This is a genomic window from Streptomyces sp. NPDC107528, assembly GCF_055639295.1.
In genome coordinates, this window is sequence record NZ_JBVKAV010000013.1 from 138558 (window position 1) to 158908 (window position 20351).

The 20351-nt window shown below is 70.7% G+C and carries 18 protein-coding genes and 1 pseudogene; 10 read left to right on the forward strand and 9 right to left on the reverse strand.

Going from position 1 to position 20351, the window contains the following annotated elements:
- Positions 1-75 precede the first annotated feature (75 nt).
- Both cimA and ACZ7L5_RS35860 read left to right on the forward strand, forming a co-directional pair.
- Entirely contained in the window at positions 76-1680 is a 1605-nt protein-coding gene (gene cimA, locus ACZ7L5_RS35855) for a citramalate synthase (protein ID WP_471522283.1), read from the forward strand.
- Positions 1681-1735: 55 nt separating this feature from the next.
- Entirely contained in the window at positions 1736-2179 is a 444-nt protein-coding gene (locus tag ACZ7L5_RS35860; RefSeq protein ID WP_471522285.1) for a VOC family protein, read from the forward strand.
- Between the two features lie 9 nt (positions 2180-2188).
- Here ACZ7L5_RS35860 and ACZ7L5_RS35865 read toward each other — a convergent pair whose 3' ends face one another.
- The gene (locus ACZ7L5_RS35865; RefSeq protein WP_471522287.1) at positions 2189-4087 is read right to left on the reverse strand and encodes a ricin-type beta-trefoil lectin domain protein; all 1899 of its coding nucleotides are present in this window, start codon (positions 4085-4087) and stop codon (positions 2189-2191) included.
- Between the two features lie 307 nt (positions 4088-4394).
- Here ACZ7L5_RS35865 and ACZ7L5_RS35870 point away from each other — a divergent pair.
- Positions 4395-4798 (forward strand): annotated as a pseudogene (locus tag ACZ7L5_RS35870) (glycosyl hydrolase); the annotation flags it as partial.
- Between the two features lie 104 nt (positions 4799-4902).
- Complete coding sequence (locus tag ACZ7L5_RS35875; RefSeq protein WP_363032510.1) at positions 4903-6249, forward strand: hypothetical protein; 1347 nt, start codon at positions 4903-4905, stop codon at positions 6247-6249.
- A 57-nt stretch (positions 6250-6306) separates the two neighbouring features.
- Here ACZ7L5_RS35875 and ACZ7L5_RS35880 read toward each other — a convergent pair whose 3' ends face one another.
- Positions 6307-6885: a cysteine hydrolase family protein gene (locus ACZ7L5_RS35880; protein WP_471522289.1), complete on the reverse strand. Its 579-nt coding sequence runs from the start codon at positions 6883-6885 to the stop codon at positions 6307-6309.
- Between the two features lie 180 nt (positions 6886-7065).
- Between ACZ7L5_RS35880 and ACZ7L5_RS35885 the strand changes: the two genes are divergently transcribed.
- The gene (locus ACZ7L5_RS35885) at positions 7066-8082 is read left to right on the forward strand and encodes a GlxA family transcriptional regulator (protein WP_471522291.1); all 1017 of its coding nucleotides are present in this window, start codon (positions 7066-7068) and stop codon (positions 8080-8082) included.
- A gap of 109 nt (positions 8083-8191) precedes the next feature.
- On the opposite strand, the gene ACZ7L5_RS35890 is transcribed toward ACZ7L5_RS35885, so the two are convergent.
- From ACZ7L5_RS35890 to ACZ7L5_RS35905, 4 genes are all read right to left on the reverse strand, one after another.
- Positions 8192-8974: a S1 family peptidase gene (locus ACZ7L5_RS35890; protein ID WP_328879000.1), complete on the reverse strand. Its 783-nt coding sequence runs from the start codon at positions 8972-8974 to the stop codon at positions 8192-8194.
- Positions 8975-9149: 175 nt separating this feature from the next.
- Positions 9150-9404, reverse strand: a complete 255-nt coding sequence (locus ACZ7L5_RS35895; protein ID WP_471522293.1) for a hypothetical protein — start codon at positions 9402-9404, stop codon at positions 9150-9152.
- Positions 9405-10257: 853 nt separating this feature from the next.
- Positions 10258-11451 (reverse strand): Cmx/CmrA family chloramphenicol efflux MFS transporter, encoded by a 1194-nt coding sequence (locus ACZ7L5_RS35900; protein ID WP_471522295.1) that lies wholly within the window; start codon positions 11449-11451, stop codon positions 10258-10260.
- 110 nt (positions 11452-11561) lie between these two features.
- The gene (locus ACZ7L5_RS35905) at positions 11562-12560 is read right to left on the reverse strand and encodes a DMT family transporter (RefSeq protein WP_471522297.1); all 999 of its coding nucleotides are present in this window, start codon (positions 12558-12560) and stop codon (positions 11562-11564) included.
- Between the two features lie 76 nt (positions 12561-12636).
- On the opposite strand from ACZ7L5_RS35905, the gene ACZ7L5_RS35910 reads away from it, so the two are divergent.
- Together ACZ7L5_RS35910 and ACZ7L5_RS35915 are read left to right on the forward strand one after the other, a co-directional pair.
- Positions 12637-13269, forward strand: coding sequence for a TetR/AcrR family transcriptional regulator (locus ACZ7L5_RS35910; RefSeq protein WP_471522299.1), 633 nt, complete (start codon positions 12637-12639; stop codon positions 13267-13269).
- Between the two features lie 111 nt (positions 13270-13380).
- Positions 13381-13950, forward strand: a complete 570-nt coding sequence (locus tag ACZ7L5_RS35915; RefSeq protein WP_471522301.1) for a YdeI/OmpD-associated family protein — start codon at positions 13381-13383, stop codon at positions 13948-13950.
- A 48-nt stretch (positions 13951-13998) separates the two neighbouring features.
- Here the strand turns inward: ACZ7L5_RS35915 and ACZ7L5_RS35920 are convergent, their stop codons facing one another.
- Positions 13999-14553 (reverse strand): YceI family protein, encoded by a 555-nt coding sequence (locus ACZ7L5_RS35920; protein ID WP_471522303.1) that lies wholly within the window; start codon positions 14551-14553, stop codon positions 13999-14001.
- Between the two features lie 153 nt (positions 14554-14706).
- Between ACZ7L5_RS35920 and ACZ7L5_RS35925 the strand changes: the two genes are divergently transcribed.
- The 3 genes from ACZ7L5_RS35925 to ACZ7L5_RS35935 all read left to right on the forward strand — a co-directional run bounded on the left by ACZ7L5_RS35925 (position 14707) and on the right by ACZ7L5_RS35935 (position 19016).
- Positions 14707-17037, forward strand: coding sequence for a polysaccharide lyase 8 family protein (locus tag ACZ7L5_RS35925; RefSeq protein WP_471522305.1), 2331 nt, complete (start codon positions 14707-14709; stop codon positions 17035-17037).
- A 154-nt stretch (positions 17038-17191) separates the two neighbouring features.
- The gene (locus ACZ7L5_RS35930; protein WP_362384238.1) at positions 17192-18775 is read left to right on the forward strand and encodes an acyl-CoA carboxylase subunit beta; all 1584 of its coding nucleotides are present in this window, start codon (positions 17192-17194) and stop codon (positions 18773-18775) included.
- Positions 18776-18821: 46 nt separating this feature from the next.
- Complete coding sequence (locus ACZ7L5_RS35935; protein ID WP_328878991.1) at positions 18822-19016, forward strand: acyl-CoA carboxylase subunit epsilon; 195 nt, start codon at positions 18822-18824, stop codon at positions 19014-19016.
- A gap of 143 nt (positions 19017-19159) precedes the next feature.
- Here ACZ7L5_RS35935 and ACZ7L5_RS35940 read toward each other — a convergent pair whose 3' ends face one another.
- Both ACZ7L5_RS35940 and ACZ7L5_RS35945 read right to left on the reverse strand, forming a co-directional pair.
- Entirely contained in the window at positions 19160-19741 is a 582-nt protein-coding gene (locus tag ACZ7L5_RS35940) for a GTP-binding protein (RefSeq protein WP_026248371.1), read from the reverse strand.
- The gene (locus tag ACZ7L5_RS35945; RefSeq protein WP_328878990.1) at positions 19722-20294 is read right to left on the reverse strand and encodes a DUF742 domain-containing protein; all 573 of its coding nucleotides are present in this window, start codon (positions 20292-20294) and stop codon (positions 19722-19724) included. Before ACZ7L5_RS35945 ends, ACZ7L5_RS35940 begins: the two co-directional genes overlap by 20 nt.
- Positions 20295-20351: the final 57 nt, after the last annotated feature.

The following is a 20351-nucleotide window of genomic DNA, read 5'->3' on the forward strand; positions in this document are numbered from 1 at the left end:
GTGAGGGACCATAGGTGGGGACGGTGGAGCCGGTCATTCCGGTAGACCGAGATCCAATACAGGAGCCTTACGACCATGTCGGTAACCAGCGAGCTCGACGACTCGTTCCACGTCTTCGACACCACCCTGCGCGACGGCGCCCAGCGGGAGGGCATCAACCTCACCGTCGCCGACAAGCTGGCCATCGCCCGTCACCTGGACGACTTCGGCGTGGGCTTCATCGAGGGCGGCTGGCCGGGTGCCAACCCCCGCGACACCGAGTTCTTCGCGCGCGCCCAGCAGGAGATCTCCTTCCGGCACGCCCAGCTCGTCGCCTTCGGCGCCACCCGCCGCGCGGGCGGCAAGGCGGCCGAGGACCCGCAGGTCAGGGCACTGCTGGAGTCCGGCGCGCCGGTGATCACCCTGGTCGCGAAGTCCCACGACCGGCACGTCGAGCTCGCCCTGCGCACCACGCTGGACGAGAACCTCGCCATGGTCGGCGACACGGTGTCGTACCTGCGCGAGCAGGGCCGCCGTGTCTTCGTCGACTGCGAGCACTTCTTCGACGGCTACCGCGCCAACCCCGAGTACGCGAAAGCCGTCGTCCGTACGGCCTCGGAGGCGGGCGCGGACGTCGTCATCCTGTGCGACACCAACGGCGGCATGCTCCCCGCCCAGGTCCAGGCGGTCGTCTCGACGGTCCTCGCCGACACCGGCGCCCGGCTCGGCATCCACACCCAGGACGACACCGGCTGCGCGGTCGCCAACACCCTCGCGGCCGTCGACGCGGGCGCGACCCACGTCCAGTGCACGGCCAACGGCTACGGCGAGCGGGTCGGCAACGCCAACCTCTTCCCGGTGGTGGCGGCCCTGGAGCTGAAGTACGGCAAGAAGGTCCTTCCCGACGGCCACCTCCGTGAGATGACCCGCATCTCCCATGCCATCGCCGAGGTCGTGAACCTCACGCCGTCCACGCACCAGCCGTACGTCGGCGTCTCCGCCTTCGCGCACAAGGCCGGCCTGCACGCCTCCGCGATCAAGGTCGACCCGGACCTGTACCAGCACATCGACCCCGAGCAGGTCGGCAACACCATGCGGATGCTGGTCTCCGACATGGCGGGCCGCGCCTCGATCGAGCTCAAGGGCAAGGAGCTCGGCATCGAACTCGGCGGCGACCGGGAACTGGTCGGCCGGGTGGTCGAGCGGGTGAAGGAACGCGAGCTCGAGGGCTACACGTACGAGGCCGCCGACGCCAGCTTCGAACTCCTGCTCCGCACCGAGGTCGAGGGCAAGCCCCTGAAGTACTTCCAGGTCGAGTCCTGGCGCGCGATCGTCGAGGACCGCCCCGACGGCAGCCATGCGAACGAGGCCACGGTCAAGCTCTTCGCCAAGGGCGAGCGCATCGTCGTCACGGCGGAGGGCAACGGCCCGGTCAACGCCCTCGACCGCGCGCTGCGGGTGGCCCTGGAGAAGATCTACCCCCAGCTCGCCAAGCTGGACCTCGTCGACTACAAGGTCCGCATCCTGGAGGGTGTGCACGGCACCCAGTCCACGACCCGCGTCCTGATCTCCACGTCCGACGGGGCGGGCGAATGGTCCACGGTCGGCGTCGCCGAGAACGTCATCGCGGCTTCCTGGCAGGCGCTGGAGGACGCGTACACGTACGGGCTGCTGCGGGCCGGGGTGACGCCGGCCGAGTAGGCCGAACGGACCTCGCCACCTGCGCCGGGCCCGTCGTCCACGGCACAGTGGAGCCATGGACGACAAGGACGTCACGGACACGGACGCCCGGCACTTCCTGGCCCGGGGGCAGGTGGCGAGCCGCCTGCCGGCCCAGGACCTGGAGCGGGCCCGGCGCTTCTACTCCGAGAAGCTCGGTCTGGACCCGGTCGACGAACGGCCGGGCGGGCTGCTGTACCGGTGCGGCGGCACGGAGTTCGCCCTGTACCAGTCGACCGGAGCCTCCCCCGGCACGTTCACCCAGATGGGGTGGCAGGTCGCGGACGTCGATGCGGTCGTCGCGGAACTCGGGCGGCGCGGCGTGGAGTTCGAGGACGTCGACGTGCCCGGGCTCCGCACGACGAACGGCATCGCCGAGGTCCAGGGCCACTACCCGAGCAAGGGCTTCCGCGGGGAGCGCGCGGCCTGGTTCCACGACAGCGAGGGCAACCTGCTCGGCATCGGCGAGCCGTTCGTCTGAGCCGGCGCCCTACTGCAGACGCCACTTCTGGTTCGCGGCGCCCGTGCAGCTCCAGATCTGCGCGCGGGCGCCGTTCGCCGAGGAGTTGTCCGTCACGTCGAGGCACTTGTCCGCGGCGCGGTTGACCAGGTCGCCCGTCGTCGCGTTGTACGACCACGCTTGCGCACCCGACCCGTTGCAGCCGTACAGCTGGACCTTCGCGCCGTTCGCGGTCGCGCCGGACGTGACGTCCAGGCACTTGCCCAGCGACCGCACCGACCCGTCGGCCTGTACGGTCCACCGCTGGGCGGTCGAGCCGTTGCAGTCGTAGAGCTGCACCGGCGTACCGTCGGCCGACGAACCGCCCGCCACGTCAAGGCACTTACCGGCGAGGCCCACCAACGTCCCCGACCGCGACGGGCCCTCAGTCTGGGTGCCCGACCAGGTGAACGTCGCCGATGTCTTGCCGGGCAGCGAGTAAGTGGCGTGTTGTGAACCCCAGTTGATCGTGACGGTCCTGGCGGCCGAAGAGTCGTTGTAGGCGATCAGCGCCTTGGATCCGTCGGAGTTGCGCCACGCCACGTTCGGCACCGACGGCGACGCCGTGGACGCGATGCGCTGGGCGCCCGGCTTCACGAACTTCGTCAGGTGGCCCATCGTGTAGTACTCGACGGTGTAGTCGACCTGCCCGTGCCGGGAGTCCCCGTTGTGGACGGTGATCAGACCGTCGCAGGTCCCGCAGCCGCCGTTGTGCGGACCCCGGTTCTGGTCCAGCGCGAGCGACCACTTGGTCACCGACTTCGCCCAGTTCCGGGTGTAGTCGATGATGTTCATCATGTCCTCGCGCTGCTGGTTCGCGATCCAGGTGCCACCGGAGTGCTCGGTCCCGAAGGCGTCCAGCTGCGGATACTGGTTGTGCACCTGCGTCTGCTTGGCCACATCACCGCCGTAGCCGTGCCAGGCGATCCCGCCGAAGTTCGGGTGGTTGCGGACGGCCGCGTCGTCGACCGTCTGCGCGGCGTAGGCGTCGTAGGTGTCCCAGTTCCAGTCGTGCGCCAGCACCTTCGTCGACAGCCCGGCGTTCTGGAGCTTCGGCAGCAGCTCGTTCTTCGTGAAGTAGGCGAGTCCGCTCGCGTGCCAGCTCATCGACGGATAGCCCGAGCAGCAGGTCGGCTCGTTCTGCGCGGTGACGTACGAGATCGGGATGCCCTGGGCCTGGTAGGCCTGCACGTACTTCACGAAGTACGAGGCGTACGCCCCGTAGTGCTCCGCCTTCAGCCAGCCGCCGTTGAGCTGCCCGTTGTCCTTCATCCAGGCGGGCGCCGTCCACGGCGAGGCCATCACGGTGAGCCCCGGGTTGAGCTGACGTGCCTGCTTCGTCAGCGGCACGACGTCCTGGAGATCGTGGGCGATCGAGAACTCGGAGAGGTCCGGGTCGGTCTGCCCGGCGGGCATGTCGTCGTACGTGTAGCCGAAGCGGGCGAGGTCCGAGCCGCCCATGGGGTTGCGCAGGAACGACAGTCCGATGCCCTCCGTGGGGGAGAACAGTTTGCGCATGGTCTCGTCCCGGGTGGCCTGCGACAACGCGCCGCTGCCGTCCATCAGCCAGGCCGCGGTGTCCGTGAAGGACGCCCCGCCGCCGCTGAAGGACTGGTAGCGGGTGTTCTCGTCGACGGTGATGTTCTCACCGCTGCCGCCGGAGCCCGCCTCGAACGCGAACGGCGTCTGCGGCTGGAGCCCGCGGGTCACATGGCGTCCGCCGGTGTCGTCCGTCGTGGTGAGCCAGGCGGTGACCTGTTCGCCGGCGGCCTGCGCGGGTGTGGCCGCCGTGAAGCCGGCCGTGGTGAGGAGCCCGGCGAGCAGCAGCCCGAGCGTCCGGGTGGACCGAGTGGATGGCGTGGAACGCGAGGATCGAGTGGATCTCCTCATGGAGTGCCGCCCTTCTGGCGGTGGGGGATGGGGGCGTGCGAGGCGTGAGTAAATGACGGGTTCGCATACGCGTCAAGGGGTCGCGCGTTCATGAGGTGAAGGGACAACGGCACTGCTCCAGCGAGGAGTTGAGCACGCACCGGGTCTGACGTGAAGTCTTGACGCCAATCGGCGCCCCTAGTTAACTCAAGGCGTGAGGTAAGTCATAAGCGGACCATGAGAGTCGAGGGACGTTCCATGCGAAGAACCGCCCTGCTCGTCTCCGCAGCCCTCAGCACCACTCTGCTCACGCTCACCGCAGCCACCCCGCGCGTCCGGCGCCATGAAGCGCGCGGTGCTGATCGTCTCCGGGCGTCCGCAGCTGGTCGAAGACGAGCGGCTCGCCGGGACCGACGCGCTGGTCGCCTCCTGGCTGCCGGGTACCGAGGGCGACGGCGTGGCGGACGTGCTGCACGGGAAGCGCGCCTTGGAGGGCGCCGCGATCCTGAGGCCGCTCGGCATCGCGGCCCGGGCGGCGGCCGTGAGGGCCGGGGTGCAGCAGGTGGGCCGCGCGCTCGTCAGCAAGGCCCGGCTGATCGTCCAGTACAGGGCCGTCGGCACGGGGCTCACCGAGGCGGTGGCGGAGCTTTTCGCCGAGGCCGATCATCTGCTGCTGACGGGCCGGTGCGGGCGGTGGTGGAGAGGCTGAGTGCGGCGTACCGCGCGGCCTGAGCCGCCGTACGGTACGCGGCGGCCGCCGTGGGGGCGCCGGGCCCGGTGGGAATCCAGCCACTGGACCGGCGCCTTTGCCCGTCCCATCAGGTAGCGTCGAGAGTATGAGGACTCCGCTCTTCCGGGGACTCATGCGCTTGCTGATCGTGCCGGTCGCCGCAACCGCGGCGGTGCTCGTGGCCGGCCCGCCCGGCGCACATGCGGCCACGGATCTTTCCCGGGTTGCCGAGGCGCTGCGCGATGATCCCGTCTACGTGGATCCCGCAGCCTCGGACCAGCTGTCGTCGGCCGACGCGGAAGCGCTAGCCGACAAGATCAAGGACGCCGACAAACCGGTCTTCATCGCCGTCCTGCCGGCCGACCAGCCGACCAGGAACCTGCTGCTGAACCTCCGCACGGAAACCGGTGTGACGGGCCTGTACGGCGTCCACGTCGGTGATCGCTTCGACGCGGCGGCCGACTCCTCGGTGATGTCCCGCCAGGCCGTGGACAACCTGGTCTCCTCGGTCCAGACCGCCGGCGATCCCAAGGCCCAGCTGAACGACTTCGTCGACTCGGCCCTGCGCAACGTGAACGGCACGGCCCCGGCCAGTTGGAGCGACGGCGGGGGCGGCAACGGCGTGGACGCCGGCACTCTGATCGCCGTCGGCGCGGTGCTGGCGGCGGGCGGCGCGGGCGCGTACACGCTGGTCAGGCGCAAGCGGCAGCGCCGCGAGGCGGAGCAGCGGGCGGCGCTGGAGAAGCTGCGGGTCGTCGTCGACGAGGACATCACCGCCTTCGGCGAGGAACTGGACCGCCTGGACTTCCACCCGGGCGAAGCCGGCGCCGACGACGCGATGCGCGCGGACTACGAGAGCGCCCTGGACGCCTACGAAAAGGCGAAACGGCTGATGGACTCGGCCCGCAAACCGGAGGACGTCAAAGCAGTCACCCAGGCCCTGGCGGACGGCCGCTTCTCCCTCACCCAGCTGGCCGCCCGCCGGGAACACCAGCCCCTGCCCGAACGCCGGCCGCCCTGCTTCTTCGACCCGCGGCACGGCCCGGCGGTGGCCGACGAGACCTGGACCCCGCCCGGCGGCACCGCCCGCGAGGTCCCGGTCTGCGCGGCCGACCGAACCCGCCTCTCCGAGGGCCGCGATCCCGTGATCCGCGAGGTGGACACCGAGTACGGCCGCCGCCCCTACTGGGATGCCGGCCCGGCCTACGGCCCCTGGGCAGGCGGCTACTTCGGCGGCGGCATCCTCCCGGGCCTCCTCATCGGCACCCTGCTCGGCAGCATGATGGCCACGCCCGCCTACGCCGCCGACTACGGAGGGGGCGACGGCTACGGCGGTGGCGGCTACGAGGGCGGCGACGTCTCCGGCGCCGACTTCGACAGCGGGGACTTCGGGGGCGGGTTCGGCGGCGGGGACTTCGGTGGGGGAGGAGGGTTCGACGGCGGAGGGTTCTGAGGATCCCTGTGTTCCGCCGCGATCAAGAGGGCGGACGCGAGCCCGGTCGGCCCCGTGTCAGACCAGCTCCCTCGCGGACGCGACCACGACGCCGTACGCGTCGGCGACGGCCGCCAGCGCACTGCGGTGCAGCTCGTCGGCGGACACATCCACGATCGACCGGGTGGCGCAGGCGTCCGCGGGCACGGTCGGCTTGTTGCCGCGCAGGGCCGCGGACGCCGTCGTGTACGCGACGCACATGTGGGTCATGAACCCGGCGACGATCACCGCCTCGTTCCCCGCCTCGTCCACGAGCTTGCCGAGGTCGGTCCCGTGGAAGGAGTCCGGGGTCTGCTTGACGACCACGGACTCGCCCTCGACGGGCGCGACGTCGGGGTGTATCCGGCCGATCTCGGTGCGGATGTCGTACAGCGAACCCTCGCCGTCGTCGTGCTGGACGTGGATGACCTCGGCTCCCGCCTCGCGGGCCCGGGACAGCAGCTCCGCCGCCGCCTCCAGGGCGGGCTTCCAGCCGTCGAGCTCCATCGCACCGCGGGTGTAGGTGTTCTGGTAGTCGACGAGGATCAGCGTCGAGGATGCGAGGGTCGCGGGGGTGTCGTCGGCAGCGCCGAGTTCGCGCAGCGTCTTGCTGGCCACAGGACTTCTCCAGGGGTTGGGGGACTTGAGGTTCCGAGGGCTGGTTGAACGATGGAAACCGCTGCTCAACAGCCTGTTGAACAGGTATGCGACGCTATGACCCGCACCGGGCTGTCGGCAATGACGTGCAGTTCGCAGAAACCGACACCCACGTGCACGAGCGAGGCAGGGGGGCACAGGGTGAAGACCGGGAACCGGTTGGTCGTGATCGTGCTGTTCGAGGGCGTCGATCTCCTCGACGTCACCGGCCCGCCGGAGGTGTTCTCCCTCGTCCCGCATGAAACCACCGGGGGCGTCGGCTACGAGGTCGTGCTGGCCGCCGAGACGACCGCGCCGGTGACGACGGCGGCCGGCGTGCGGATCCTGCCCGACACCACGTTCGCCGAAGTCGCCGAACGGACCATCGACACCCTCCTGGTCCCCGGCTCCGTCGAGGTGGACGGCGACCGCCGCATCCACCCCGTCACCGACCCCGGCACGGTGGCCCGGGTGAAGGCGCTGGCCGGCCGGACCCGACGGGTGGCCTCGGTGTGCGTCGGCGCGCACATCCTCGCCGCCGCGGGGCTCCTCGACGGCAAGCGGGCCACCACGCACTGGTCCACCGCGCAGCGGCTCGCCGCCGACCATCCGGCGGTGCGGGTCGACCCGGATCCCATCTTCATCCGCGAGGAGGGCGAGATCTGGACCGGCGCGGGGATCAGCGCCTGCCTGGATCTGTCCCTGGCCCTGGTCGCGGAGGACTTCGGGGAGCAGGTCGCGCTGCGCGTCGCCCGCCAACTCGTGATGTACCTGAAGCGGCCCGGCGGGCAGTCCCAGTTCAGCGTGCCGCTGGAGCCGGTGTCCACGAGCAGGCGCATCGAGGACCTCCGGCATCACATTCTGAACAACCTCGACCAGCGCCTCACGGTCCCGGACCTGGCCGCGTACGCGCATGTCAGCGACCGCCAGCTGACCCGGATCTTCAAGTCCGAACTCGGCATGACGCCGCACGCCTACATCGAGTCGGCCCGGGTCGAGTCGGCCGGCAACCTGCTGGAGAGCACCGACGCCACGCTGGAACGGGTCGCCACACTCTGCGGGTTCGGCACCGTCGACACCCTCATCCGGGCATTCCGCCGCCGGCACGCCACGACGCCGAGCGAGTACCGGGCGAGGTTCCGGGGCGCTCCGGTCCGGGTGACGGCCGAAGCCGGATGACGGCCGAAACCGGGTGAGTGAAGCGTGTGCGGCATGGGGCGGCGCGGCGCGGGCCCGGCGTCCGAAGACACCGGGCCCGCGATGCAGCAAGCTCAGATGTGCAGGGAAGTCACAGAGACGACGCCGCAGAGGCGATCGCCGAGGCGAAGGTGGAGACCTCGGTGTAGACGCCGGGGGCGTTCGGGCGGGCGCAGCCTATGCCCCAGCTGACGATGCCGACCTGGATCCAGGCGTTGCTCGCGTCGCGGCGGAACATCGGGCCGCCGGAGTCGCCCTGGCAGGTGTCGACGCCGCCGGACGGGAAGCCTGCGCAGATCTCCTCGTTGGCGATGAGGCCGCTGTAGCCGCTGTAGGAGCGGCACTGGGCGTCGCTGACGAACGGCACGTTGGCCTTGAGCATGTACCGCTGCTGGGCACCGCCCTCACGGGCCGCGCCCCAGCCGGCCACGGTGAAGGTGCCGGTGTTGTACTGCGAGGTGGTGGCGATCTTCAGCGTCGGCAGGTTGATCGGCGCGGCGAGCTTGATGAGCGCCCAGTCCTTGCCGTCGCCGTTGTAGCCGGGGGCCCGGTACACGTACGTGGAACGGACCTGGACGCGGCCGCTGGTGGACTGCAGGTCCACGACGCCGGCGGTGGCGGTGATGCTGGTGTTCGGGCCGGTCGCGCCCACACAGTGCGCGGCGGTGAGCACGATCTGCTGGGTGTAGAGCGCGCCGCCACAGCCCATGGAGAGGCGGACCATGAACGGGAACTCGCCCTGCGAGGCACGGGTTCCGCCGACGACGCGTGAGTCCGCGGCCTGCGCGGCCGAGACGGGCTGAAGGCTGACGATCGCGAGAGCGGCGGCGCCGAGGACCGCGCATCTCTTGAGGGCGGTGAGGAGCTTCTTCAACGTGATGCCTTCCGTGGGGGGTTGGACATGCGAACGTGGAGAGAGCACTGAAATGTCGGGGGCATGCCAAGCAGGGGGAGTGATCATCTACTGACATGCGCCGGTCAATTCCTTTGCTGGATTATGGGAATCCTGTGACCGCCCCCACAAGGGGCCAATTCCAGCCACGCCGAGTTCACGCCTCGGCCCGTTCCCACCGCGCCTGCTCAGGCCCCGACACCCTCGTCGCGCACGCGTATCGCTCCCCGGCGGCATGCCACCAGCCGGGCGGGGAGGGCCCGTTGACGACGGAGGCCGGCTGATCGGGATGCAACCCGAGCCGCCACAGGGCACCGGCGGCGACCTGGACCGTGACCCACGCCCGCCAGCGCCCGTCGGCCCCCGGCCCACACACGCGATCCCAGCGGACCTCGCTCGCCTCGAACGGCATCCAGTCGATGCCGCGCTCCCGCAGTCAGGCGCGCGCAGCGGCCAGGGGGTGCAGGAGCGGCTTCCCGATCTCGTACGAGGAGACGGCGACCCATGCGCGAGCGGGGCGGGGCGTGTCGGTCATGCCGACGATGATGCCCGCGCCCGCCTCCCACCCGCGCCCCAATTTCCACGACCGGCCCCCCGCGCATGCCATCCAGTCGACGCCCCGCTTGCCCGGTTCCGGTCTGACGCGAGCAGCGCAGACGCCTGGAGGTACCCGTGCTCGGCCCGCCTGCGGTTACTCCGACTCCTGCGGAACCAAGGCAGGACCCCACGGCGGTCATGTCGGCGCGGACGCCCCCGTACGACACCCCTCCGCACCCCGGTTCCGCAGCCCGGCCCGGCCGGCCGCCACGCCCGCCACCACCAGCGACAGCGTGACCGGTTCAGCACTGGCCATACGGGCTCGGGGGGTATCCGTGGCCGGCCCCGATGGCCCATGGCGCGCACACGCGCACGTCCAGGACCTCACCCATGGCGAACGGGACGCTGTCGATGCCCGCTCACGCCATCACCGGGACGCCACGGCGGTCGTGCCGGCGAGGACGTCCCGGTACGACTCCCGTCGGCCCCTCGGTTCCGCCGCCCGGTCCAGCCGCATGCCAGGCCCGCGGCAGCGCGACCAGCCCGGCGCGGCGCCGGGGCGTGGGGGCATCCGGGGTCGGTCCCAAGGGGCGCACACACGCCCCCAGGACCTCCCCCGCGAACCCCATCCAGCCGACACCCCACTTGCCCGGTCGGGCGAGTAGCGGCAGACGTCTTGAGGCACCCGTGCTCGGTCTCGGTCCGCCTACGGCAGGGCACCGCGACGGTCATGCCGGCGAGGACGCCCCCGTACGACTCCCCTCCGCGCCCCGGTTCCGCAGCCCGGCCCGGCTGCCCGACACGCCCGCCACCATCAGCGACAGCGCGACCAGCCCGGCACTGACCCACACCGGCGACCGGTATCCGAGGCCTGTCCCGATGGCCGTGCCGCCGAGCCAAGGTCCCAGTGCCGCGCCCACGTTGAACGCGGCCGTTGCGAAGCCGCCGGACAGGGTGGGGGAGCCGGGGGCGGCGTACAGCGCCTGGGAGATGAGTGTGGACCCGACTCCGAAGGACAGAGCGCCCTGCACGAAGACGAGGCCGAGCGTCAGGGCCGGTGTCCCGGCGCCGAGGGCCAGGGCGCCCCACCCGAGGCACAGGACGCTGCCGCCCCCGACCAGCACCGCACGGGGCCGGCGATCGGCGTACCGTCCCCCGACTCCGACCCCCACGAACGACCCCGCGCCGAACAGTGCGAGCACCACGGGCACCCACCCGTCCGCCAGCCCCGTCACCGCGGTGACCAGGGGCGCGAGATACGTGAAGGTGCAGAAGGTCGCCCCGTTGACGAGGGCGCCCAGGAGCAGCGTCAGCCGGAGCCGCGAGCTCCGCAGCGCCCGCAGTTCGCCCCGCAGCGCGGGACGTTCCGAGTCGCCCGCGCCGCCGGGTACGGACCGCGCCACGGCCGCCACAGCGGGCAGGGACACCACGGCCACGGCCCAGAACGCGGCACGCCACCCCCAGAGTTGACCGATCAGCGCCCCCGCCGGGACTCCCACCACACAGGCCAGCGTGACCCCGCCGAGCAGTGTCGACGTGGCCCGACCCTTGGCCTCCGGCTCGGCCAACGCCACGGCCGTGACGAGGGCGACGGCCAGGAACCCGGCGTTGGCGAGCGCCCCGACGACGCGGGTGACGACCAGCACCGCGAAGCTGCCGGTCACCGCGCCCACGACATGGACGGCGAGGAAGACCCCCAGAAACCCCAGCAGGGCCCCGCGCCGCGACCACCGTCGCGCGAGGGCGGACATGAGCGGCGCCCCGGCCACCATCCCCACGGCGAAGGCCGAGGTGAGCGCCCCGGCCGCGGGCACCGAGACCCCCAGGTCCCGGGCGATGTCCGGCACCAGCCCGGACAGCATGAACTCGGACGTCCCCTGCGCGAACACAGCGACGCCCAGCAGAAAAAGAGCGAACGGCATGAAGAAACTCCGCAACCCGAAGTCGAAGGTGAAGACGAAACGGCACGTCGAACGGCCGTCCGGCAGCGGAGTGAGCCCGGAAGCGGAAGTGAACGCTGATCAGAGGGACATCACGGGCAGCCACCGGAGAGCCGGTGGCCGGAGTCTGGAGGCCTCGGGGCTGGACACGCGGGCAGGGTATGCGGGACCTGCTGAGGGGAGCCACCGGTTTTCGGGCGACGCCGGATGGCATGCGTGCGGGATGCGCCACCCCCGCGATGGACGATGACGACGGCGACCAGGCCGACGACCAGGCCGATCGCGGTCTGCGCACCGAACGGCTCGCCGAACATGAACGCTCCCCACACCGCCGTGACCGGCGCCATCAGGAACATCAGCGTGTTGACCTTGGTGACGCCGGAGCGCCGCAGGATCATCCAGTACAGCCCGTAGCCGCCGAAGGTGGACAGCGCCACGAGCCAGCCGATCGCGGCCCAGAAACCGGCCTCGGCGGGCGGCACCGCCGCTCCGGTGCTCAAGGCGAACGCCGTGAACAGCACGGCGCTGGTGCCGCAGTGGACGGTGAGCGCCACCGAGGGCGGGACGGTCGTCCGGGAACGGCTTTCGAGGAACGTGGCCGCCACCAGCGAGAGCATGCCGAGGAACGGGACGAGATAGGCCCACGCGGCAACGCCGGTCGCCGCCGTGGCGTCGGCCGTGGTGACGATGACGACGCCGCTCACCCCCAGGAACAGCCCGAGCCACTGCCGGCGTGAGACGTACTGCCGCAGCAGTGGTCCGGCCAGCGCACCGGCGACGAGGGGCTGGACACCGTCGATGAGGGCCGTGGTGCCACTGGAGACGCCCAGCTGGATGGCGTAGTAGACGGTGAGCAGATAGCCGCTCTGCGACAGCGTGCCGATCACGGCCTGGCGGGCGAGATCCCGCCCGGTGAGACCCCGCCACGACGCGCGGCCCAGGACCGCGGCCACGACGACCAGGATCACGGCGAGTGGCAGGAACCGCCACATCAGGATCGTGACCGCGGACGCGCTCCCGGCGCCGAGCTTGGCCCCGATGAACCCGGAACTCCAGCTGAGGACGAAGGCGATGGACAGCAGGGCGTTCACGCCAACCACTTCCAGTAGACAGATCGGTATACCTTGCTCGCACCAGAAAGTATACAGATCGGTATACTCGGATGCCATGGGCACCGCAGAGCAGCAACCGCAGCGCGTCACGATGACGCGTGCCGCACGCCGCATCCTGGAAGCCGCCGAACGGCTCTTCTACGAGCGCGGCATTCACGCCGTGGGCGTGGATCTCATCGCCGCGGAGGCGGGAGTGACCAAGAAGACCCTCTACGACCGCTTCGGTTCCAAGGAGCGGATCGTCGTGGAGTACCTGGCCGGTCGCGACGAGCGCTGGCGGGCCTTCCTCGCGCAGTACCTGGACGACCACCTCGACGCGGCGCACGCGACACCGCGGGCGCGCGTCCTGGCGGTGTTCGACGCCTCACGCGCGTGGTCGGCGGAGTACGGCTCCAAGGGATGCAGCATGGTCAACGCGCACGCCGAGATCAGCGACCCCGCCCACCCGGCCTACCCGGTCATCGCCGGGCAGAAGGAGTGGATGCTCGCCCTGTTCACCCGCCTCGCCAGGGACATCACCCCGGACGACTCGGGCGACGCGGGCGAGGCGGACCGCATGGGTCGGACCCTGATGCTGCTTCACGAGGGAGCGCTCGTGGCCCACGGCCTGAACACCTTCCCGGACCCGATCGCGCACGCCCGCGACCAGGCGGCGGCGCTCCTGCCGGTACCGGACAAGCAGCCGTGAGCCCGCCCGCCGACCCGCCCGTCCTGCGGCAGCACGCCCGCTGGAACCTCCTGGACCCGCGCCCGCGAATGGAGGACGGTTTCTGACCTACTTCCCCCCTACGCTTCCGTCATGAGCCCCCACCGCGACCCGGAACCCCGCGCCTTCGCGTCCGCCGACGCCCTCGACGCCTGGCTGGCCGAGCATCCGGCCCCGCACCCCGGCCTCTGGGTGAAGGTCGCCAAGAAGGACTCCGGCATCCCCTCCGTCACTGCCGCCGAGGTCAATGACGTGGCCCTGTGCCACGGGTGGATCACTGGGCAGCGCAAGGGACTCGACGCGTCGTACTACACACAGCGCATCACTCCGCGCCGGCCCGGCAGCCTGTGGTCGATGGTCAATGTGCGGCGGGTGGCGGAACTGGCCGCCGAGGGGCGGATGCGCCCCGCGGGCCTCGCCGAGGTGGACGCCGCTAAGGCGGACGGACGGTGGGAGGCGGCGTACGAGTCGCAGCGCAACGCCGAGGTCCCGGACGCGCTGGCCGCGGCGCTGGCGGAGAATCCCCGGGCCGGGGCGGCCTTCGAGCGGCTGGGCAGGACCGACCGCTACCAGCTCATGCTCGGCCTCCTGCGCGCCCGGACCCCGCAGAGCCGGGCGGCTCAAGTCGCCGCGATCCTCAGGCAATTGACACAGCGCCGGTGAGTGACGGACGCACCGGCGCCGTGCCGTCGGGTCGCTCTCAGAGAAGGCTCACGCGTTCTTGATCGCCGAGATGTCGAAGTTCAGCTTGATCTTGTCGGAGACCAGCACACCGCCCGTCTCCAGCGCCGCGTTCCACGTGAGCCCCCACTCCGAGCGCAGGATCTCCGCCTTGCCCTCGAAGCCGACGCGCTCGTTGCCGAACGGGTCCTTCGCGGCGCCGTTGAACTCCAGGTCGATCGTGATCGGCTTGGTGGTGCCGAGGATCTCCAGGTCACCGGTGATGCGGTAGTCGTCGCCGCCGAGGGACTCCGCCTTGGTGGAGCGGAAGGTCATCGTGGGGAACTCCTCGATCTTGAAGAAGTCCGCGCTCTTGAGGTGCCCGTCCCGGTCCGCCGACCCGGTGTCGATGCTGTCCATCTTGACGTCGATCGACGCCTGGGACGCGGACGGGTCGGCGCCGTCCAGCTGCAGCGAGCCGCTGAAGTCGAGGAACTTGCCCTTGACGTTGGTGACCATGGCGTGCCGCACGGTGAAGCCGATGGTGGAGTGGGCCGCGTCGATCGTGTACTCGCCGGTCAGGGTGGTCAGGTCGGGGTTCGTCATGACGTGCTCCTTAGGGGGTGGGGAGGCCTCGCGGCTCCAATGTTGAATCTTGAACTACATCAACGCGACCGACCGTAGACCTATTCCGTTCGAGATTCAACTTCATCCGCAAAGTGTTGGCGTGATTACCCTGAGGTGGTAGATGCCCATGACATGACCTCTCAGCGCACCGGGCTCACCAGACCCACCCGCCGAGCCGTCCTGCTCGCGGCGGCGCTCCTGGCCACCGCCGCTCCCGCCGCCCGCACCGCCTCGGCCGACGCCTACGACACCCTCCGCCTCCGCTGGCTCGACATCGCCCTCGGCACGGGCTACGACCCCGCGGCGGAGCCGTACGCCGCACGCCTGGCCGAAACCGGCACCCTCGCCCGCGGCTTCCGGGCCACCATGGCCCCCACCCCCACCTCCCTGTGGCCCGGTCACCCCTACGACCCGCCCGCCGGCATCACCCAGAGCTACAGCCGTCTGTGGACCATGGCCCAGGCCTACGTCCAGCAGGGCACCGGCTCCACCGCCGACCCCGCCCTCCTCGCCGACGTCCTGCGCGGCCTCGACCACCTCTCCGCCACCGTCTACAACCCCTCCACCACCCGCTACGGCAACTGGTGGGAATGGCAGATCGGCAGCCCGCGCCTGCTGACGGACATCACGGCCGCCCTGTACGACCACCTCACCGAGGCGCAGATCGCCGCCGCCTGCGCGGCCGTCGACCACTTCATCCCGGACGCCATGCTCACCGACTACTCCGGCACCTCCACCGGCGCCAACCGCGTCGACCTGTGCCGCAGTGTCGCCCTGCGCGGCATCCTCGGCCGGGCCCCGGCGAGGATCGCGCTCGCCCGTGACGCGCTCTCCCCGGTCTTCCCGTACGTCACGAAGGGCGACGGCCTCTACGTCGACGGCTCCTTCGTCCAGCACACCTGGGTCGCCTACTCCGGCACCTACGGCCAGGTCCTCCTCGACGGCCTCGGCCGCCTCTTCGCCCTGCTCGCCGGCTCCGAGTGGCAGGTGACCGACCCGAACAGGCAGATCGTCCTCGACAGCGTCGAGCGCGCCTATGCCCCGCTCATCCACGACGGGTTGATGATGGACAGCGTCAACGGCCGCGCCATCAGCCGGGGTTACCTCAAGAGCGACGACCGGCACGTGATGCGCAGTGACCACTTTCACGGGCAGGGCGTCATCGCCGCCATCGCCCTCCTCGCGGGCGGCGCGAGCACGGCGGAGCGGGAGCGCTGGTACGGCCGGATCAAGGGCTGGATCGAACGGGACACGGTCACGCCGATCCTGACGGCCCGACAATTCGGGGTGGCCGACCTCGCGCGGCTGCACACCGTCGCCGAATCACCGGCCGCCGCCGCCCCCGGCCCGGTCGGCCACCACCTCTTCGCCGCCATGGACCGGGCCGTCCACCGCCGCCCGGGCTTCGTGGCGAACATCGCCATGGCCAGTGACCGCATCGCCCACTACGAGTGCGGCAACGGTGAGAATCCGCGCGGCTGGCACACCGGCGCCGGGATGCTGTCCTGGTGGGCGCCGGGTCTCGGCGACCAGTACACGGACTGGTACTGGCCGACCGTCGACTGGTACCGCCTCCCCGGTACGACGGTCTCCACCAAGCGCCTTCCCGACAAGGCCGGCGGCGAGTGGGGCGAGCCCAGGCCCGACGTGCGGTGGGCCGGCGGCGCGACGGACGGTGAGTACGCGGCGATCGGGCAGCATCTGAAAGGCCTCGGCTCGACCCTGGAGGCCCGCAAGTCGTGGTTCTGCGCCGCGGACGCCGTGATCTGCCTCGGAGCCGGCATCACCTGCGCCGACGCGGTCGCCGTCGAGACCGTCGTCGACAACCGCAACCTGGGGGAGGGCGGCACGCAGACCTTCGTACGCGGTTCCGGCTGGGCGCACCTGGAGGGCCACGGCGGCTGGGTGGTGCCCTACGGCGAACTGCGCACCCTGCGCGAGGACCGCACCGGAGCCTGGGCCGACATCAACACCACCAGCACGACGGAGCGCCGCACCCGCCGCTGGCAGACCCTCTGGCTGGACCACGGCACGGACCCGACGGACGAGACCTACGTCTACGTCCTCATGCCCGGCGCCGGCCGGCACCAGGTGGCGGCCCGGGCCGCACTGGGCACCCGCTGGCTGTCGGTCCTCGCCAACGACAGCGCGTGCCAGGCCGTCCGCATCCGCTCCCTGGGCCTCACGGCCGCCAACTTCTGGCAGCCGGGTTCGGTGGGCCCGCTCACCGCCACCGCCGGCGCGAGCGTGCTGCTCCGGCACCGGGGCCGTACCGCTACGCTCTGCGTGAGCGAGCCGCCGCGCTCGGGTGAGCCGCTGGAGATCACCTGGGACCACCCCGTACGCCGGGTCCTGCGCAAGGACGACTCGGTCGAGATCCTCTCGACGGGACGCCGGCTGAGGGTCCGTGTCACTCCGGGGATGGTATGCGCGACCCACCGATGTGAGGTGACTCTCGCATGACGGCTTTGTGCGACCCCGACAACCCGCACGCCCCCTGAGCAGTCAGAAGGGCTGCATGCCTCGATGGTTCTGTTCAGTGGTACCAGGAAATGGGTCCGGAGACTGTACGGAGTCAACGGCTCGCTTTCCTCGGTGTCCTTCGTAAGGTCGCTACATGACCGTTTTGGATGAGGCACCGGGTGAGCCGATCGACGCGCGCGGGCGCACCGCCGAGCTGCACGAGATCCGTGCGCAGGCGCTGGCCGGCCCGAGCGAGAAGGCGACCACGGCGCAGCACGCCAAGGGCAAGCTGACCGCCCGGGAGCGCATCGAACTGCTCCTGGACCCGGGTTCCTTCCGGGAGGTCGAGCAACTGCGCCGGCACCGGGCCCAGGGCTTCGGCCTGGAGTCCAAGAAGCCGTACACCGACGGTGTCATCACCGGCTGGGGCACGGTGGAGGGCCGCACGGTCTTCGTCTACGCCCATGACTTCCGCATCTTCGGCGGCGCGCTGGGCGAGGCCCACGCCACGAAGATCCACAAGATCATGGACATGGCCATCGCGGCAGGTGCTCCGCTGGTCTCGCTGAACGACGGCGCGGGTGCCCGTATCCAGGAGGGCGTCTCGGCGCTCGCCGGCTACGGCGGCATCTTCCAGCGCAACACCAAGGCGTCCGGCGTCATCCCGCAGATCAGTGTGATGCTCGGCCCGTGCGCGGGCGGCGCGGCCTACTCGCCCGCCCTGACGGACTTCGTCTTCATGGTCCGTGAGACGTCCCAGATGTTCATCACCGGCCCGGACGTGGTCAAGGCGGTGACGGGCGAGGAGATCACCCAGAACGGCCTCGGCGGCGCGGACGTGCACGCCGAGACCTCGGGCGTGTGCCACTTCGCGTACGACGACGAGGAGACGTGCATCGCCGAGGTGCGCTACCTGCTCTCGCTGCTGCCCCAGAACAACCGTGAGAACCCGCCTCGTGCGGAGTCCACGGACGCCCCCGACCGCCGCAGCGACGTGCTCCTCGACCTGGTCCCGGCGGACGGCAACCGTCCGTACGACATGGCCAAGGTCATCGAGGAGATCGTCGACGACGGCGAGTACCTGGAGGTCCACGAGCGCTGGGCGCGGAACATCATCTGCGCGCTGGCCCGTCTCGACGGCCAGGTGGTCGGCATCGTGGCCAACCAGCCGCAGTCCCTCGCCGGCGTCCTGGACATCGAAGCGTCGGAAAAAGCTGCGCGCTTTGTCCAGATGTGTGACGCTTTTAACATCCCGATCGTCACCTTCCTGGACGTTCCCGGGTTCCTTCCTGGGGTCGACCAGGAGCACGGCGGAATCATCCGCCACGGCGCGAAGCTGCTCTACGCCTACTGCAACGCGACGGTCCCCCGGATCTCCCTGATCCTGCGCAAGGCGTACGGAGGCGCGTACATCGTCATGGACAGCCAGTCCATCGGTGCGGACCTCACCTATGCCTGGCCGACGAACGAGATCGCCGTGATGGGCGCGGAGGGTGCGGCCAACGTCATCTTCCGCCGCCAGATCGCCGAGGCAGAGGACCCCGAGGTCATGCGGGCCCGCATGGTCAAGGAGTACAAGTCCGAGCTCATGCACCCCTACTACGCGGCCGAGCGCGGCCTGGTCGACGACGTGATCGACCCCGCCGAGACCCGCGAAGTACTCGTCAAGTCCCTGGCGATGCTCCACACCAAGCACGCCGACCTGCCGTCCCGCAAGCACGGCAACCCCCCGCAGTAACCCACCGGTACCGCTGCGGAAACCTCTTCCACGGAGACTGACACCCATGAACCTCCCTGATATCCGCGTCGAGAAGGGCCACGCCGAGCCCGAGGAAGTCGCCGCCATCACGGCGATCCTGCTCGCGCGTGCCGCCGCCCAGCCGGCCGACACCGCCCCGGCCCACCGCGGCCGCGCGAAGGCCGGCTGGCGCCGCCTGGAGCGCGAGCCCGGTTTCCGGGCGCCGCACAGCTGGCGCTGACGGCCCGTAGGACCTCGAAAGGGGGCCCACCCGCCCGGGTGGGCCCCCTTTCGTCCGCCGTCCCCGCAGAGGGGACGCGAGCGACAGCAGAAGGGGCCCTCTCCGATGGAGAGAGCCCCTTCTGCGACGTGCGTGCGGCCGTGCTAGCGCAGGCGGGCCATCAGCGCGTGCTCGACCAGGGTGATCAGCGCCGACTTGGCGTCCGCCCGGTGCCGGGCGTCCGTCGTGATGATCGGGGTGTCGGGGCCGATCTGGAGGGCCTCACGGACCTCGTCCGGGTTGTACGGCTGGTTGCCGTCGAAGCCGTTGAGGGCGATCACGAAGGGCAGACCCGAGTTCTCGAAGTAGTCGACCGCGGGGAAGCAGTCGGCGAGGCGTCGGGTGTCCACCAGGACGATCGCGCCGATCGCACCGCGCACCAGGTCGTCCCACATGAACCAGAAGCGGTCCTGGCCGGGCGTACCGAAGAGGTACAGGATCAGGTCCTGGTCCAGGGTGATACGACCGAAGTCCATGGCGACCGTCGTGGTCGTCTTGTCTCCGGTGTGGGTGAGGTCGTCGATGCCCGCGGAAGCGGACGTCATGACGGCCTCGGTACGCAGCGGGTTGATCTCCGAGACGGCCCCGACGAACGTGGTCTTGCCCACGCCGAAGCCACCCGCCACCACGATCTTCGCCGAGGTGGTGGAGCGGGAAGGACCGCCGCTAGAGCTTGCGAAGTCCACTGAGCACCCTTTCGAGCAGTGTCACGTCTGGCTGGCCGCCGGCGTTCTCGTCGCCGCCGGGCTGATGGATGGCGACCAGGCCCGCCTCCGCCAAGTCGGCGACGAGGATCCTGGCCACGCCGAGAGGGATCGTCAGGAGGGCCGAGACCTCGGCGACCGACTTGATCTCACGGCAGAGGTTGCAGATCCGCTGATGCTCGGGCAACTGGCCCTGCATCTGGTGCGGCTGCGCGGTGGTGTGCACCAGTGCCTCGATGGCGAGCTGGTAGCGCGGGCGCGTCCGGCCGCCGGTCATGGCGTACGGGCGCACCAAGGGGTTGGACGACGACCCGGCGGGTGCCGGCTCAGGGGCGCGGCGCTGCGGCTGCACCGGCTGGATGCGCGGCGCCGGGGGCTGGTCGTACGGAGAGGGCCCGGGGCCCTGCGGGGCGTACGGCTGCCGCTGGCTGGGCGTGGAGGGGAAGTTGTACCGGTTCCGGGAACCGTCGCCGTGCCCCTGGCCAGGGCCGTACGACCAGTTGCCCGATGACGAACCGTCTGGGGGTGTTGCCACTTTCTCTCCTCCTCCGACCGTGCCTGGCACCCATCTTGTGGAGCCGCGTCCCGAAAC

Excerpts from the sequence above, each read along its gene's own strand:
- ACZ7L5_RS35920 (WP_471522303.1), bottom strand. The coding sequence starts at position 14,553 with ATGACGAACCCCGACCTGACCACCCTGACCGGCGAGTACACGATCGAC.
- ACZ7L5_RS35860 (WP_471522285.1), top strand. The coding sequence starts at position 1,736 with ATGGACGACAAGGACGTCACGGACACGGACGCCCGGCACTTCCTGGCC.
- ACZ7L5_RS35930 (WP_362384238.1), top strand. The coding sequence starts at position 17,192 with ATGACCGTTTTGGATGAGGCACCGGGTGAGCCGATCGACGCGCGCGGG.
- cimA (WP_471522283.1), top strand. The coding sequence starts at position 76 with ATGTCGGTAACCAGCGAGCTCGACGACTCGTTCCACGTCTTCGACACC.
- ACZ7L5_RS35915 (WP_471522301.1), top strand. The coding sequence starts at position 13,381 with ATGAGCCCCCACCGCGACCCGGAACCCCGCGCCTTCGCGTCCGCCGAC.
- ACZ7L5_RS35925 (WP_471522305.1), top strand. The coding sequence starts at position 14,707 with ATGACCTCTCAGCGCACCGGGCTCACCAGACCCACCCGCCGAGCCGTC.
- ACZ7L5_RS35865 (WP_471522287.1), bottom strand. The coding sequence starts at position 4,087 with ATGAGGAGATCCACTCGATCCTCGCGTTCCACGCCATCCACTCGGTCC.
- ACZ7L5_RS35935 (WP_328878991.1), top strand. The coding sequence starts at position 18,822 with ATGAACCTCCCTGATATCCGCGTCGAGAAGGGCCACGCCGAGCCCGAG.
- ACZ7L5_RS35895 (WP_471522293.1), bottom strand. The coding sequence starts at position 9,404 with ATGCCGTTCGAGGCGAGCGAGGTCCGCTGGGATCGCGTGTGTGGGCCG.
- ACZ7L5_RS35875 (WP_363032510.1), top strand. The coding sequence starts at position 4,903 with ATGAGGACTCCGCTCTTCCGGGGACTCATGCGCTTGCTGATCGTGCCG.
- ACZ7L5_RS35900 (WP_471522295.1), bottom strand. The coding sequence starts at position 11,451 with ATGCCGTTCGCTCTTTTTCTGCTGGGCGTCGCTGTGTTCGCGCAGGGG.
- ACZ7L5_RS35910 (WP_471522299.1), top strand. The coding sequence starts at position 12,637 with ATGGGCACCGCAGAGCAGCAACCGCAGCGCGTCACGATGACGCGTGCC.